At 33.3% G+C, this 16,293-nt stretch carries 14 protein-coding genes; 7 read left to right on the top strand and 7 right to left on the bottom strand.

The features are described 5' to 3' along the window. Positions 1 to 326: 326 nt before the first annotated feature. Entirely contained in the window at positions 327 to 1,301 is a 975-nt protein-coding gene (locus CW752_RS01555) for a dipeptidase (protein WP_101238040.1), read from the bottom strand. A 419-nt stretch (positions 1,302 to 1,720) separates the two neighbouring features. Here CW752_RS01555 and thrS point away from each other — a divergent pair, with 419 nt between their 5' ends. Next, a complete protein-coding gene (thrS, locus tag CW752_RS01550) occupies positions 1,721 to 3,640 on the top strand; it encodes a threonine--tRNA ligase (RefSeq protein WP_101238039.1) in 1,920 nt (639 codons plus the stop codon). Positions 3,641 to 3,774: 134 nt separating this feature from the next. After that, entirely contained in the window at positions 3,775 to 4,275 is a 501-nt protein-coding gene (gene infC / locus CW752_RS01545) for a translation initiation factor IF-3 (RefSeq protein ID WP_172617123.1), read from the top strand. Between the two features lie 913 nt (positions 4,276 to 5,188). Here infC and CW752_RS01540 read toward each other — a convergent pair. Further along, entirely contained in the window at positions 5,189 to 5,752 is a 564-nt protein-coding gene (locus CW752_RS01540; RefSeq protein WP_101238037.1) for a hypothetical protein, read from the bottom strand. 226 nt (positions 5,753 to 5,978) lie between these two features. Between CW752_RS01540 and CW752_RS01535 the strand changes: the two genes are divergently transcribed. Further along, positions 5,979 to 6,545 (top strand): hypothetical protein, encoded by a 567-nt coding sequence (locus tag CW752_RS01535; protein ID WP_101238036.1) that lies wholly within the window; start codon positions 5,979 to 5,981, stop codon positions 6,543 to 6,545. A gap of 80 nt (positions 6,546 to 6,625) precedes the next feature. On the opposite strand, the gene CW752_RS01530 is transcribed toward CW752_RS01535, so the two are convergent. The 4 genes from CW752_RS01530 to CW752_RS01515 form a co-directional block, all read right to left on the bottom strand. After that, positions 6,626 to 7,255 (bottom strand): response regulator transcription factor, encoded by a 630-nt coding sequence (locus CW752_RS01530; protein ID WP_101238035.1) that lies wholly within the window; start codon positions 7,253 to 7,255, stop codon positions 6,626 to 6,628. 2 nt (positions 7,256 to 7,257) lie between these two features. Beyond that, positions 7,258 to 9,465, bottom strand: coding sequence for a histidine kinase (locus CW752_RS01525; protein WP_101238034.1), 2,208 nt, complete (start codon positions 9,463 to 9,465; stop codon positions 7,258 to 7,260). A gap of 119 nt (positions 9,466 to 9,584) precedes the next feature. After that, positions 9,585 to 10,073: a hypothetical protein gene (locus CW752_RS01520; protein ID WP_228401564.1), complete on the bottom strand. Its 489-nt coding sequence runs from the start codon at positions 10,071 to 10,073 to the stop codon at positions 9,585 to 9,587. A gap of 117 nt (positions 10,074 to 10,190) precedes the next feature. Beyond that, positions 10,191 to 10,823: a hypothetical protein gene (locus tag CW752_RS01515; protein ID WP_101238033.1), complete on the bottom strand. Its 633-nt coding sequence runs from the start codon at positions 10,821 to 10,823 to the stop codon at positions 10,191 to 10,193. An 843-nt stretch (positions 10,824 to 11,666) separates the two neighbouring features. On the opposite strand from CW752_RS01515, the gene rpmI reads away from it, so the two are divergent. From rpmI to CW752_RS01490, 4 genes are all read left to right on the top strand, one after another. Further along, entirely contained in the window at positions 11,667 to 11,864 is a 198-nt protein-coding gene (gene rpmI, locus CW752_RS01505) for a 50S ribosomal protein L35 (RefSeq protein WP_002979658.1), read from the top strand. A 119-nt stretch (positions 11,865 to 11,983) separates the two neighbouring features. Next, positions 11,984 to 12,328 carry a 50S ribosomal protein L20 gene (gene rplT, locus CW752_RS01500; RefSeq protein WP_050020978.1) on the top strand — a complete coding sequence of 115 codons (345 nt, stop codon included), beginning with the start codon at positions 11,984 to 11,986 and terminating at the stop codon, positions 12,326 to 12,328. Between the two features lie 251 nt (positions 12,329 to 12,579). Beyond that, complete coding sequence (locus CW752_RS01495) at positions 12,580 to 13,758, top strand: M28 family peptidase (protein ID WP_101238031.1); 1,179 nt, start codon at positions 12,580 to 12,582, stop codon at positions 13,756 to 13,758. A 245-nt stretch (positions 13,759 to 14,003) separates the two neighbouring features. After that, positions 14,004 to 15,182, top strand: a complete 1,179-nt coding sequence (locus CW752_RS01490) for a M28 family peptidase (protein ID WP_101238030.1) — start codon at positions 14,004 to 14,006, stop codon at positions 15,180 to 15,182. A 67-nt stretch (positions 15,183 to 15,249) separates the two neighbouring features. On the opposite strand, the gene CW752_RS01485 is transcribed toward CW752_RS01490, so the two are convergent. Next, positions 15,250 to 16,278, bottom strand: a complete 1,029-nt coding sequence (locus CW752_RS01485; RefSeq protein WP_101238029.1) for an RNA ligase family protein — start codon at positions 16,276 to 16,278, stop codon at positions 15,250 to 15,252. Between the last annotated feature and the right edge of the window lie 15 nt (positions 16,279 to 16,293).

Below are 16,293 nucleotides of genomic sequence, written 5' to 3'. Positions count from 1 at the left end.
CAACAACCTCGTTTAGATTCTTACAGAATGACAAAAAGCAATAGGTTTCATTAAATAACAAAATACATACAAATATTGTCATTCCGTAAATTAATTTTGAGGGTTTGAATACCTTTCAGAATAATTTGAATTTGATTCATTATCATCATAAGTATTTCCATTTTAACTTATCATTTGTCATCCCGCAAGGGATCCAGCCTGCATTATTCATGTTTATGGATCAATTTTGAGACTTGGATTCCTTTCCGGAATGACAAAAGCAGGTTGGTTTCATTCAATAATGTGAATGCATACAAACATTCTCATTCCAAAGAATCTAAGCCAAATTATTTATAAATATTTTCAATAAATTTCAAAGCATTTTTATGACTGATTTTTTCAACCAGTTCACGTGAAAATCTTTCTTCAATTTCTTTATTGATTGCAGGATATCGGGAAGCATTTGAATGTTCAGGAAAGAAAAACGGATGACGGGACGTATCCGGATGATTCTTCCAATAGAAATAATCCGCACCATAAGCCATACTATCCTCCCCACCCAGGTCTAAGCCATATTGAATGTGCTCATAGAACCTTTCCGGATGATGGATATCTACATAATCTTTAATAAAATTGAGCCCGATTAATCCTTTTCTATGGATTACTTCTTTGGCTAATTCATCAGGAAGATTCCTGTTATTTTTATAGACAGATCTGTAATTGGAATGGCTCGCCAGAATCGGAATTGAATACCCTCTTTGATCTATATAATTGAAAATATCGTGTGCCAGCTGATCGCTAGTATGGGCTAAATCTATTGCAATTTTTCTGTCTGCAATATAATCTATTAAAACTTTTCCATCGTCTTTTAACCCTGCCTTAGCATTATTCCCTCCTCCGAAGCGGTTTTCGGTATGATGAGTAATCCCGATATAAAGAACTTTTTGAGTATTCTGAATAATTTTTTCTAGATTTTTAAATCCGGAATCCAGACTTTCATTTTCATCACAAAATGCAGAACCATTTTCAATAGAGGCAATTACTCCTACCCGATTTCTGTTTTCAGATGTTTTGTAGTTTTCATTATTAAACAGGAAAAAATGATCGTTTTTTATAAGGTTTGAAAATATTTCACTTTGTGTTATTCCATATCGGGTACTTCCTTCTCCAGTCCCCGCATAGATAGCCATTACCTGAAGCTTTACATTTCCTTCTGTTAAATAAGGCAAAGAACACCCTATTTCTTTGTCATCAATCAAAGCTTTGGGATCAAGCAGGTAATATAACAAGTCGCAGTGCAGATCAACATTTATCGTATTCATAATCAGTTGTGGTTTGAAAATTATATTTTGGATTGAGGTTATTTATTATATTGGAATATTATGATAGAATTCTTGTTTGATTTATCATTGCATATTTCCTGTGAATTTCAGTTCCATGAATTAAGATTATTGATTGTGATAGCATCATATTTTAATTAAGTTTAAGAGATTTAAAATATCTATCATTTTTCATATTCATAATTACAAATATTTTTCCAAATATGTGGCTTTAATATCTTGGTATCAGGAATAAAAGTTTAATTTTTTTTCTTTCAAAGTAAGTAAGTGCAGAAGCCGGAAAAGTTCAAACTATAAAAATCTTCTCAATTTTAATATTAATTATCATTCTAAATAGGTGCTGATGTAGTTTATTATCCAAAAAATGCGTATTTTTGCATCTTAAAATTTCTTAGTAAACAATGATAAAAATTACACTTCCAGACAATAGTGTCAAAGAATTCGAGGGAGCAGTTACTCCCCTAGATGTGGCAAAATCTATAAGCGAGGGATTGGCTAGAAATACCATTTCCGCAATTGTTAACGGTAAACAAGTAGAGACGACCACACCTATAACCACGGATTCTACGGTACAGCTTTTGACCTGGAATGATGATCTTGGAAAGAAGGCTTTCTGGCACTCTTCTGCCCACCTTTTGGCGCAGGCGATCCTTGAGTTTTATCCTAATGCTAAGTTGACTATCGGTCCGGCAATTGAAAGCGGATTCTATTATGATGTTGATTTCGGGGATGAAAGTTTATCTGAAAAGGATTTTGAAAAGATTGAAAAGAAAATCCTGGAAAATGCAAAAAAAGGATCAACATTCTCTCTATATCCGGTATCTAAAGAGGATGCCTTAAAAACATATGCAGATAATCCTTACAAAGTTGAGTTGATCTCGAATTTAAATGATGGAGAAATCACTTTTGTAACTCATGATGATTTCACAGACTTATGTCGTGGTGGTCATATTCCTAATACGGGGATAGTAAAAGCGGTTAAGATTTTAAATGCTGCAGGAGCTTATTGGAGAGGAAATGAAAATAACCCTCAGCTTACAAGAGTATATGGTATTTCTTTCCCTAAACAGAAAGATCTTACGGAATACCTTGAAAGACTAGAAGAAGCAAAAAGAAGAGATCACAGAAAATTAGGTAAAGAATTGGGAATTTATGCCTTCTCTGAAAAGGTTGGTGCAGGTTTACCACTTTGGTTGCCAAAAGGTACCGCTTTAAGAAGAAAATTAGAAAATTTCCTTTCAGCAGCTCAGAAAAAAGGAGGTTATGAATTTGTAATGTCTCCTCACATCGGAGCAAAAGAATTATATGTGACTTCAGGTCACTGGGACAAATACGGTGCAGACAGCTTCCAGCCAATCAAAACTCCGAATGAAGGAGAAGAATTCATGCTGAAACCAATGAACTGCCCTCACCACTGTGAAATCTATAAGACTTCACAATGGAGCTATAGAGATCTTCCTAAGAGATATGCAGAATTTGGTACTGTTTACAGATATGAGCAAAGTGGAGAGCTTCACGGATTAACAAGAGTTCGTGGATTTACTCAGGATGATGCGCACTTATTCTGTACTCCGGATCAACTTTCTGAAGAATTTGAAAAGGTAATCGACTTAACACTTTATGTGTTTAAATCTTTAGGTTTTGAAGATTTTGTGACTCAGGTTTCATTAAGAGATCCTGAAAACAAAGAAAAATATATCGGATCTGATGAAAACTGGGAGAAAGCAGAAAATGCAATCATCAATGCAGCTGAGAAGAAAGGTTTAAAAACAGTAATTGAGTACGGTGAAGCCGCATTCTACGGACCTAAACTTGACTTCATGGTAAAAGATGCTTTAGGAAGAAAATGGCAGCTTGGAACTATCCAGGTAGACTATAACCTTCCGGAAAGATTTGACCTTCATTATATCGGAAGTGATAACGAAAAGCACAGACCGGTAATGATCCACAGAGCTCCTTTTGGTTCTATGGAACGCTTTATCGCAATCTTGTTGGAGAATACAGCCGGAGATTTCCCGCTATGGTTAAGCCCTGATCAGTTTATTATTCTACCAATCAGTGAAAAGTATGTAGATTATTCAAAAAATGTTTCACAATTTTTGGAAAATCACGATATTAGCGGTCAGATTGATGACAGAAACGAGAAGACCGGTAAAAAGATCCGTGATGCTGAATTGAAGAAAATTCCATTCATGCTTGTAGTAGGAGAAAATGAAGAAAAAGAAGGCACGATTTCTGTAAGAAGACGTGGTGAAGGTGACCTTGGAGTGATGAAATTGGAAGATTTTGTGACTTATTTCAAAAAGGAAGCAACAATATAAATTTAAAGATTTAAACATTAATGAAATCTTTAAACCAATTAAATTAAGTAATTAACCAATAAAATTATAATACAATAGCACAAAGATTTAACAACAGGGGCCCACAGAGACGTCCACAACAGGAGGACGCTCACTTGATCAACGATAAAATTCGTGTGAGAGAGCTTCGTTTAGTGGGCGATAACGTAGAACCGGGAGTTTATCCAATCGACAAAGCAAGACAACTTGCTACAGAACAGGAATTGGATCTAGTCGTAATTTCCGATAAAGCAGAACCTTTTATTGCGAGAATATTAGACTATAAAAAGTTTTTATACGAGCAAAAGAAAAAACAAAAGGAATTAAAAGCTAAGCAGGTAAAAGTGGTTGTAAAAGAGATTCGTTTCGGACCTCAGACAGATGACCACGATTATGAATTCAAGAAGAAACATGCTGAAAAATTCCTTGAAGAAGGTTCTAAATTAAAGACCTACGTATTTTTTAAAGGACGTTCGATTATCTTTAAAGATCAGGGAGAAATCTTACTTTTAAAATTAGCTCAGGAATTGGAGCATGTTGGTAAGGTAGATCAGCTTCCTAAGCTTGAAGGAAAAAGGATGATTATGATGATGAGCCCTAAAAAACCAGCGAAATAATTCAATTATTATTTACATATAAAACCTCAAATTACTTTGAGGTTTTTTTGTTGTAAAGTTTTATAGAAAAGTAATGGATCAGGTGCAAAACTTGGGGACTAGGTAAAAAATAGTTAATCTGAAGAAAAAAAAAATATCTTTTTACTCCTCTAAGCTTTATATTGAAATTTTATTTCAACGCAAAGACAATATTCAATTCATTATTGATAAGGGAGCTAAGAAAGCGACAAAAGTCGCTGATGAAGCGATGTAGATATGCGTATGCTTAGAAAGAATCAATACGATTGATTCAGTCTTTGCTTCCTAAAATATAACACCGGATAATAGAAATCCTTTGCGTTAAATTTTAAAATTAAACAGATCTAAATATTCTAAGCCCAACAACTTTTACTCTTGATCCAAAGTAATCAGGCTAAAAATTTGTAGACAAGACACGGATCAGTCTCAAAAGTTGGGGTTAACATAGAAATGCATGGAAGTAAATTTAAAATTATTTTTTTATTTATACTTTTGTCTTAAAATCGAAGATTCGACGAAGTCAAACAAAAGTATACAAAAATTCAAGACTGGAATCATCCGCTAAAAATTGATATTGACTCCTAAAATTTCCAAACTCGCATGGAATCAAATCCTTCTTCTTCGGCTCAAAATTCCGGCCATGGGCTCTCAAGTATAAAAGTTGGGGAGGCTGTAATATTGACGTCCATGCAATTTTGTATCATTACATTCTCAATACCTTAGCTTTCTTAATTTATTTACAAATAAAATGATTATATAATATTTGTGTTTTTATATAAGAACATCATTTTAAATGTATGTCTCTTTCAAACAAAGATTCTCCCCTAACTTTTAGACTGCTCTGCTGATTTAATTAGTATTTCATGGGTTTTTACAATAACTTTATAAGATTTCATTATCCTTCAAAATCACCGCAATCGTGTTCTGTAAAAAGCGGTAATGCTTTCGGAGTGGTAAAATATCTGGATATTCTTTTATTATTCAATTCCAGTTTTTCACCTTCTATAATTAATTCGTAAACTGGTGCTTTATCAATTTGAGTTATGATATAAGTTCTTTCCGGTGTTTTTAAAATCGTTTTATTTCCTTCGGTAGAGAATGAAAAACCATTCAACTTAAAAGTGTCCTTTTCATCACAAACATTCGTCCATACCATTTTATCTTTTGTTATGGATAAACCGGCTAAATCACACGAATAACAATTGCCAGAGAACTCTATACCATATTTTTCATACACATGAGTACTTTTACTATTCAATATGTCTATTGGTACTAACGCTGAAAGGTCATCCGGAATCTCCGCTTTTGAGATGGTATTCTTTGCCGGAATATGAGTAACAACTGTATCTGCTTTTTTTGCAACTGTAGAATCTGCCTTGTCAGCTCTTTTTTCTGTAGCAGGTGAACAGGATACTAATAGCACTACAAAAATTGAACAATTGATTATTAGTTTTTTCATCCCTGGAAAATAATTTATAATACTTAATTTATCTTTTACAAAATTGGCTAAAATACATGATTTAATATATCCCTGTTTTCAGCTATTTATCACTCATAATAATCAGCCGGGAGAAATGATCTGTTGTCATTGACATAAATTTGAAACTGGAAAAAACCCCTGAAATCAGCCAGTGTGTATGAAGATAAAGCCCAATACCTTTGCTGCAGTTATTTAAAGATGTAAAATGAAGAAAATAAGTTTAGCAGTCCTTTTTTGTTTAGTAAGTTGTATTGCTTTCGCACAATCGTTAAAAGTAATTATTAAACAAGACGGAAAAGTAATTGAGCCAATAAATAATGTGTATGAACTGAAAAAATCTACTTTCCTATTTGAAATTGCGGCTACAAATCTGGAAGGTTTTCTAATTGGGACCACTACCAATGAGGGTATCTATTCATCAGCAGTAGCTCTTTACAATCCTGAGGTTGCATGGTTCCAGAATACAGGCATGGCTGAGGAGCTGTATAATAAGGATAAAGAAATGTTTTTAATGGATCAGGCTCCATCGTATTGGTATTATACAGATATAAAAGATCATAGATTTGATAAAAATCCTAAAGGTAATTTAAAACAATGGACAGCTACACGAACCATTACGAGATTTTATGACATCATGGTGGACCAGCCTATCAATTTAAAAGACTTTAATGAAAATGCCTATGTATTAATGTATGAACCTGTATATAATGACGAATATGATTTAATAGGAAAGAAAAATCTCTTCAATGCCACATTGAAATTCAAAGATTAAATTAATTGAACACCTAATTTTTAATTTATATAGAGAAAAGGTCTGCTTCTACGATGTAAGCAGACCTTTTTGTTATAAATTTACTCAATAATCAAACCGTATTCTATGGCCAGTTTAATAGCTGAACTAAGATTAGATGTTTGAAATTTTTCAATCAGATTTTTCCGATGACTTTCTACGGTATGCGGGCTGATAAAAAGTTTTTCCGCCATTTGATTGGTCGTCAGTCCTTTTGCTGCTTCGGCTAAAATTTCTTTTTCTCTTCGCGTTAGTTTTGGAACCTGGCTTAATCCATCCTGTGATTTTTTTTCTAAAATAGACTGGGTCTGTGAACATAAAAACTGATGACCGGCATATACCGTCTTAATACCTTCCAGAATTTCGGAAACTGAAGCATTTTTTTGGATATATCCCAAAGCACCTTCAGCTAAAGTACTATTAATAACAGGCAGTTCATTGTGAACGCTAAGTATAATGATTTGAAGATTTTCGTACTTTTTCTTTAAAGGTTTTATAAGTTCAATGCTGTTGATATCTGCCAAATTAATATCTAACAACAAAATATCAATAGCTTGCTTTGCAAGACCTGTGTTCATCTCCGAAACATCTTTAAAACAATCTATCACATCTATGGTCTCACTATTTCCTAAAATATTCTTCAGACCTTCTAATAGAAGAGGATGATCGTCTGTTATGGCTACTTTTATCATGTTTAATGAATAGGGATTTGAAGTTCTATACTGGTACCAATATTCAATTCAGAAGTGATGTTCATTGTTCCTTTTAAAAATTGGACTCTTAATTCTATATTATGAAAACCTGCTGTTTTTTTCATATCTAAGCCGGTGCGGTCAAAACCTTTACCATTGTCCTCTACCGTTACATATAATACATTCTCTTCTTCACTTATCTGAATAATAATTTCGGAAGTATGGGCATGTTTTATAGCATTGTTGACCAATTCCTGAATGATTCTGTATATTATCAATTGCTTTTCCTGTGATATGGAATTATGATAATTGATAAATTCTGTATGAATATCCAGTGCAGTATTGGAAATACGGGAAGCAAACTCCTTAATGGCCACTTCTAAACCATATTTCGTTAATAAATCGGGCATTAAATTGTGTGCTACACGTCTTAGTTCTTCTACGGCACCATCAATCTGGTTGATTGATTTTGAAATATCTTCTTCTATGGTTTCAGATTGATGGGGGTTTAAATAAGATAACTGCAATTTAGTTCCTGAAAGCAAACCTCCTAATCCGTCATGAAGATCACGAGCTAAACGACCACGCTCCTGCTCCTGCCCTTCAAGCAATGCGGTAAGCGTGGATATCTTTGAATTTTGTTTCTCTTTCTCCATGGCTAAAGCATGAAGCTCTTCTTTTTGCTTCATCGACTTTACACGCTGCTTATTAGCATAAAGTAATAGGAAAATCAGAAAAATAAAAATGATAATAAAGATAATATAATAGGTATTGATCTTTTCTTTGAATGCCAGTAGTTTTTTATAGCTGTTAAGATCATTGTTCTTTTGTTCGGTTTCCAGCTTTGCCAAACGAAGCTGTTGTTCTTTTTTTACCGATTCAAGTTCTGAAAACTTTAGCCTTTCCCGTTGATTCTCTTCTACCAGTTTTAAATTATTATATACCTGTTCGCGTTGTGCCCTAAGTATATTAATCAGCTTAATTTCCTGTGCTTTTTTATCGCTTTCTAATTGCAGCTTTATATACTTTTGTTCTTGTCGCTCTTTCTCAAATTGTGACTCTAATTTTTTGGTAATATCTAATTTTTCCTGATCGTAAATGCTTCGGTATTTATCTACATAGCTTTTATAATAAGTAAGTGCTTCTTTGTAATTGCCCTGCTCTTCACTAACTCTGGATAAAGATTCAAGAATAGAGAGTTCTATATTATGATTTCTAACAGGACTTTTTCCTATTTCCATAGAAGCTTTCAGAAAATAAGATTTAGCGAGATCGTAATTTTTATTCTGTATGGCAAGCTCTGCCAGAATTCCAAATGAAGAAGCAATATGAATAGCCTCACCAGTCTCCAGACTCACCTTGTTGGCTAATTGGGCATATTGCATGGCTTTGTCCTGATCGAATTCGGTATACAGATTGGCTAGATTAATGGCCGCATATGAAAGGTTGCTCTTATTAAGCATAGTCCCTTTATTTGTATTGAAAGTCGTAATCGCCTGTACATAGTATTGTTCTGCTTTATTTCTAAACTGTATATCAGATGGGTTCTGAACATATTTTTGTTCATACATATACCCCATTCTCATATAGGCATCGAAAATCAGGTTAGGATCATTTTGCTTGGATGCTAACAGCAGAAACTGCTTGCTGTATTTTTCTTCCAGCTGAAATTCGTTCAGGTCAGAATAAATTGCGGATAATTCTTTCACTGTATTTCCATATCTCCCATAGAGTGTAGAAGTTGTGGGTGAATTTTCATAATAACTAATTGCTTTGAGGTAAGTAGCAACAGCTTCTGTGATTTTATTATTACGGGTAAGAATCCAGCCTCTTGCATATTCCAGGTATCCTTTTGCTTCGTTGCTGTTTGTTTTTAAGCTGTAAACCTTTCCCATTTCCAGACTTTTTGAAGATTCAGCATCTTTATTATCAAGCCGGTAATTCATTGCCTGAACAGCGTACAAAATAATTGCGTATTTCCCATCAGCCTGCTTTGTTGCCAAGGAAATATTAGTAGCTAAAATCTGGTAGGATTTCGGTTTAAAGTCATTGAAAAATAAGGCTGTGGCATATTTGGGTGCCAGATTGAGTCGTTCTACCGTATTGTTTGAAGCGTAGTTGTATTCTCTTTCTAATTTGCTTAAAACATCCTGTGCTCGGGCAAAAAATGGAAAAATAAGTAAAACAAATATAAATAATAACCTGTACATCAAACCCTTATCTTTATTAATTTTTATTACATTAAGGAACCTAAATATAGGTAAAATAGTTGCTATTTATTTTACTAAAAATTCTCATAGAATATTCGTCCATTTCTGTCAAATAAGGTTTACATCTTCGCAAAGAAATTAAAGGTTTGTTTTGAGATGAGTCTTGGAAGAGTATCAGATACCTCATTGATTTGATCTTCGTACAATTCGATGTTTATTACTTTAACATCATTAGGAATTGTATAGGTTTCATCTTTTGAATAATGATAACCTTTTACATTAGCACTTTCTTTACCGGGTTGTTTTTTTATCTCAACATAATATCTTAGCGTAATCGTATTGCCATTCTGTGTTCCTTTTTCCAAACGAATCTTTCTCACTTTATGAATAGAATGTCCACTAGAGCTGATGTTTCCCTGTATACGGAATTTGAGTGTTTTACTATTTTTGGAAAACATAATAATTCCCGGATCAAGTCGCTTCTCAACTTCCTTATAAGTCATAAAAGTACGGGATTCGCCTGTTTCCTGGTTTTTCCTTTTAACCTCTTTGGGTTCAGCATGAATAATGGATATTTGTAATTTCTGAGCATCAGTTTTACAGCTCAATAATGCCAAATATGATGTTAAAATTATGAGACATTTCACCACTTTATTTTCTTTAATAGATACCGAATGAAAGGTAATAAAAGATACAGGATAAAAATATCCCTGATAATGGTGATTTTAATTGATTCCTTTTTTAGCTTCTTTTAATAATTTTTCCGCTTTCAACCTTATTTCTTTGGGTAATAATTTGAAATTCTCATCTTTCACTTCACGGTATTGATCTTCTTCCTGAAACGGAATCCAACCGGTAATTTTTGATTTCGAAAATGTTTTCCCGCCTAAGCTCGTATATACAATCACTTTCAACGGTTTGGCATCCAGTCCGTCTGATTCTTCAAAATAAGTAAGATAAAACTCAGGAAATCCGTCGTTGTTGGCATCACCAATTTCACAGAAGTTAATCATATATTTAGGTTGTGCTAAACCCTCGGCAAAATCTTTAAAAGTTATTTGCGGAAGTAATCCTCCATGATCCTCCAGAAAAATACCTGAATGTAAATCTTTTGGATGATTACCCATATAAGTAGGATTTTTTGCCTTGCTTTCATTCAAAAACCAAATATAACTTCCATGATTAGGAACAAATGACTGTACAATCATCACGGGGTTTCCTGATAATGGATTTCCGACCTCTTCAATAATCTCCTTGTATTTTTTATCTGAAGAAAAATATACCCCCGTCCTCATTTGGGCAAAAGATGAAAGGCTTATTGCACACGCAAGAACAGGTAATAACTTTCTGAAAATCATAATTTGTAGTATTTTAAAATTTGTTTTATTTCTCTTTATATTCTTTTTTCCAAACATATCAATTACACTGAATCAGTCTTAATACATTCCGGTTTATTTAATCAAGATCATATAAAAATAAAATGTGGCTAAAGCTAGTCCAATAATTCCGAAAATTACAAACGAAAGAAGGTAATAAAGTCCATTTTTTTGTTTTTTTCTTACAGCATTAATAATAAAAGTAATGAGCATGCCAGAAAATCCTACTCCGAAAAAAATGATCAGGACAGAGAAGATCAAGAGTCTTTCAAGTTGTAAATCTACGGATGAAAGCATATTAGATTATATATTTAAGTTAGAATGAAATCAGGTTGATAAATCATTATGGTTAAAAACAGAAATATATACCACTGTTTTCATTATTCAACAATATTAAAGAGAATTGAAAAGTGCCGCAATCCCGGTTATCAGCTATATTTTATGAATGAAAGCTTAACATTAATCATAATATTGCGTTTATTTTATCCGTTGTGTATTTTTTTTGATAAATATATTATCTTACATCAATATGCTCCGAAAATTTTCCTTTTTTACAATGGTCATTATAAAAAATCAAATACAAACTATTCTTTGGTTATTCAGGACATAGGATAAAATTTATTTTGGGAGGAAACAATCAAAATATCAATGATGTATTTGAAGTGGATGATGAGGACAGGACTGTTTATCTATAAGACGCGATAAAATCACAAATTATAAAAGTTTGAATTGATTTTTTTTGTATCTTTGCACACTATTATTCCTAATGTCCTTAGGAGTAACCAAAACAGATATTGATAACAAAAACAATAAAAAAGCAAAACAATGCCAAAATTAAAAACGAAATCAGGTGCTAAGAAACGTTTTGCTCTTACCGGATCTGGTAAGATCAAAAGAAAAAACGCTTACAAAAGCCACATCTTAACTAAGAAAGAAACTAAGCAGAAGAGAAATCTTACTACTACTTCTTACGTAGCTAAAGTGGACGAGAAAAGTGTACAACGTCAATTAGCAATTAAGTAGTTTTTATAAATCTATATTCGGTTTATAAGAATTCAAAACAAATTCAAAATTTTAACCCTGAAACGGTGCCAATAAGCGTAACAACAGTTGCCGCCCTTTTCAAAAAAACAATTTAAATTATGCCAAGATCAGTAAATGCCGTAGCTTCAAGAGCTCGCAGAAAGAAAATTTTTAAGCAAGCTAAAGGTTATTTCGGAAGAAGAAAGAACGTTTGGACTGTAGCTAAAAACGCGGTAGAAAAAGCAATGCAATATGCTTACCGTGGTAGAAAAGAGAAGAAAAGAAATTTCAGAGCACTTTGGATCACTCGTATCAACGCGGGAACTAGAGAGCACGGAATGTCTTACTCTCAATTTATGGGAGCTCTTAAAAAGAACAACATCGAACTTAACAGAAAAGTTTTAGCAGATTTAGCAATGAATCACCCTGAAGCTTTCAAAGCTGTTGTAGATCAAGTAAAATAATGTAGAATACTATTTTTGTTATCAATATAGTCCCGGGTTTTGCCTGGGACTTTTTTGTTTATTGAACGGTGTTGTTCAAAAAATAAATAAATGTCTCCTAATCAATGAATTTTAAAACGAAATACACATAATTTATATAAAACGATACATGAGTAATAAAAATACAATTGAAATATTGGTTAACATTAAATAACACGAGTAAATAAAAGCATTTATTACTACATTAGCACTAAACAAATCAAACTTATAAAATGAAGAAAATTACTGCTTTTTTGTTGGTATATATAGTAGCACAAAATCTTCAAGCTCAAAACTTTATTCAGGCTTATAAGGATAGAGCTGAGATGGTAACTCAAACCAATATTATTAATAACCTTCAGGAGTTTGCAGGTTTGGGAGTAAAAACAACTGGGTCCCTGGCTAATACCAATGCCCTGAATTGGCTTAAAGATAAATACCTGTCTTATGGATATACTAATGCACAGATTGTAGAAAACCCTTTTCCTTATGGCGGTTCAACGTCTAAAAACCTGATTATAACGAAAACAGGAACCGTATATCCCAATACATATGTGATTATCTGTGGACACTTTGATACCCTTAACGGCCCCGGAGTGAATGACAACGGCAGTGGTACCTCCATCATGCTGGAAGCTGCAAGAATATTAAAAGATATTCCTACGGAATACTCCATTAAATTCATTCATTTTTCCGGAGAAGAACAAGGATTAATAGGGAGTCGATATTATGCTTATAATGTCGCATATCAGGGGAACACCCGCCTTTTGGATATCAAGTTGGTTTTTAACCTTGATCAAGTAGGTGGTGTTATGGGAAATAATAATAATACAATATATTGTGATGAAGATCAAGGAGGGATTTCCACAAATAACGCAGCTTCAGCAGCAGTAACCCAACAGCTTAGAAACTGCACAACACTCTACTCTCCTCTTCTTACAGCCGTAGATCCGGCAGAAAATAGTGACTATATTCCTTTTGAAGAAAAAGGGGAAGTGATTACCGGTTTTTTCGAAAGAATAAGGAGTAATAAACCTCATACTTCAAATGATACTTTTTTGAATACAGATCCTGTATATATTTATAATGTAGGAAAGGCTTCTGTAGGAGCTTTACAACATTTTGCAGTAGCTACTACCAGTTCTTTGGGAACCAGGGAAACAGATTTTAAAAATTCTCTGGAAAATGTGAAAATTTATCCTAATCCTGTAAAAGATATCGTTAATATTGAACTTCCTGATTCTAGTATAAGAAATTTCAGTTTTGAAATTACGGACTTTCCCGGTCGCTCTCTACTGAAGACGACTAATGAAGCAAAGATCAATGTTTCAGGCTTAGAAAACGGGGTTTATCTTGGTGTTTTAAAAGTTGGTGATCAAACCGTTGTAAGAAAAATATTAATCAATAGATAATCTTGAATTAAACTTATTTTATAGAAACCTTTGAAGCAGATTCGAAGGTTTTATTTTGGGTAAGAATATCCATTTTACATTTACACTAAATAGAATTAAAAATAGATTTGAAATGTTTTTAAAGTAATCGAATACTTTCGATGTATTTAATTCATACTAATAAAAAATTCAATGTTTTCCATAATAATTAGACACTTTAATGTGATATATTTATTATATTCGTAATCCACAACAAAATAAATAATATGAAAAAAATCACAACACTTTTATGTGTTTCATTAATGGCACAAGGCATTGCTGCCCAGAGTTTTATTCAGGCTTATAAAAACAGAGCCGATATGGTAACGCAAGCCAATATTACGACTAATCTTCAGGAATTCGGGAATCTGGGAATAAAAACTACCGGATCCCAGGCTAATACCAATACTTTAAATTGGATTAAGAATAAATATCTCTCTTATGGCTATACCGCAACCCAGATGGAAGAAAGTCCTTTCACTTACGGTTCAAAAACTTCCAAGAATCTTATTATTACGAAAACCGGAACTCTATACCCTAACAAATTTGTCATTATCTGCGGGCATTTTGATACGATTAACGGACCGGGAGTAAATGATAATGGCAGTGGCACATCCATCATTCTGGAAGCTGCAAGAATATTAAAAGATGTCCCTACTGAATATTCTATTAAGTTTATTCATTTCTCCGGAGAAGAACAAGGCTTAGTAGGAAGCAATCACTATGTAAATAATGTTGTTTATCAGGGAGGGGTTCGCAAGCTGGATATAAAACTTGTCTTCAACCTGGATCAGGTAGGTGGTGTAAAAGGAAATAACAACAATACAGTATATTGTGATGAGGACCAAGGGGGACTTGCCTCTAATAATACGGCTTCTGCTGCTATAACTCAACAGCTTAGAAACTGTACTGCACTCTACTCACCTCTTAAAACGGAAGTTGACCCGGCTGAGAGAACGGATTATATTCCTTTTGAACAAAAAGGTGAAGTGATTACCGGTTTTTTTGAAAGAATAGAAAGTACTTATCCTCATACCTCTAAGGATACTTTTGCAAATGTAGATCCCGTTTATGTTTATAATATCGGGAAGGCAGCTGTAGGAGCCCTACAACATTTTGCCACTGCTTCTACAACATCTACAATAACTAAAAAAGCATCTTCAGTTAATTCTCTTGAAACTGCCAAATTTTATCCTAATCCTGCCAATAGTATTTTGAATATCGAATTACCGGATCCTACCATAACCCATTTTAGTTTTGAAATGACTAACCTAACGGGAAGGTCCCTTCTTAAAAGTATTAATGAAACAAAAGTTAATGTTTCCACTCTTGAAAAAGGAGTCTATATCGGGATTCTCAAAGCTGGTGATCAAACTATCGTAAAAAATATTATGATCGATCGGTAATATTATTATTAATTGATTCAAAAAACAGAGCAATTGCTCTGTTTTTTCTTTTTATTATACATAAGTTTTATCCTTTTGCAACCAATCTGTTTTTTATTTCGGACTGTATCCTTTCTATGATCCATTCTTTATCCTCATGGGTTAATTCATCCAGTAAATTATTATTATCTTCATTAAAGTCTGTGAGGACATCCTGTAAAAATTCAGACTGAATTTCGGAAACTCTCAAAGGGTTATTGATATCAAGTGCTCCAACTTTAGATAATACACTTTCCAGCCTATTATTAGAAACATATGTTCTCAGTTCATCTGTAATAAAAGAAAGGTTTTCTGTTTTAGAGAAAATGTCCGGAACAAACGACCATTTTTCGGCTTTATGGAATTTCTCTTCTTCATCAAATTCAGGATTTTTTAATTTAATAATGGGACGGTAAGATAGGAGATCTACATCTTTTAAATTAAATGGTTTGACAACCACTCCTTCGATCAGGTTATGTTCCAATTCAGGCAATCCCATTTGTTTTGGAATAGGAGAATTGATTCTGATATTGAAATTTATGGCTTCATTAAATTTTCCAATAAATAATGGTTTGACATAAGGTATTTCAAATTGTTCAAAAAATAAGGCTACTGTCTCATAGTCAAGATAGTTTTTAACTCCCAATTCCTCTACGACTGCAATATCAAATGCATAGAAATGAATATCCGGAGTGTAATAAACACCTGTTTGTATTGCTTGTATGTTTTCAACAGCTTCAATATCGGAATGAGGATATTTCCCCCCAAATAGCTCTCCATAAATAATATACCTTGTCCCTGAAATTATGCTGCTTAAATGCTCAAATAACCGGATAACCTTGGTCTCAAGTCTGTTGGCAACAAGCTGAAAACCAAAAAAATCATCTTTCCAATTCAGATATTCTCTTCTTTTAGCATATCTTAAGCTGTTATTTTCATAGGAAAAACTAAAATTGGCACCATGTATTTTCTCTGTAACGACCCAATTCAACTTATCCATTCTTGATAAATCCTTTTCATTGAGTCCTAATTTCTTCAAAGAGTCAGGCATCTTTTCATATCCGCTGAAATCGTTCATACAGTTGATGTTTAT

The organism is Chryseobacterium sp. PMSZPI (assembly GCF_002835665.1).
Classification (GTDB): Bacteria; Bacteroidota; Bacteroidia; order Flavobacteriales; family Weeksellaceae; genus Chryseobacterium.
The sequence above is the reverse complement of the archived record's forward strand: the minus strand, read 5'-3'. Positions and strand labels throughout refer to the sequence as shown.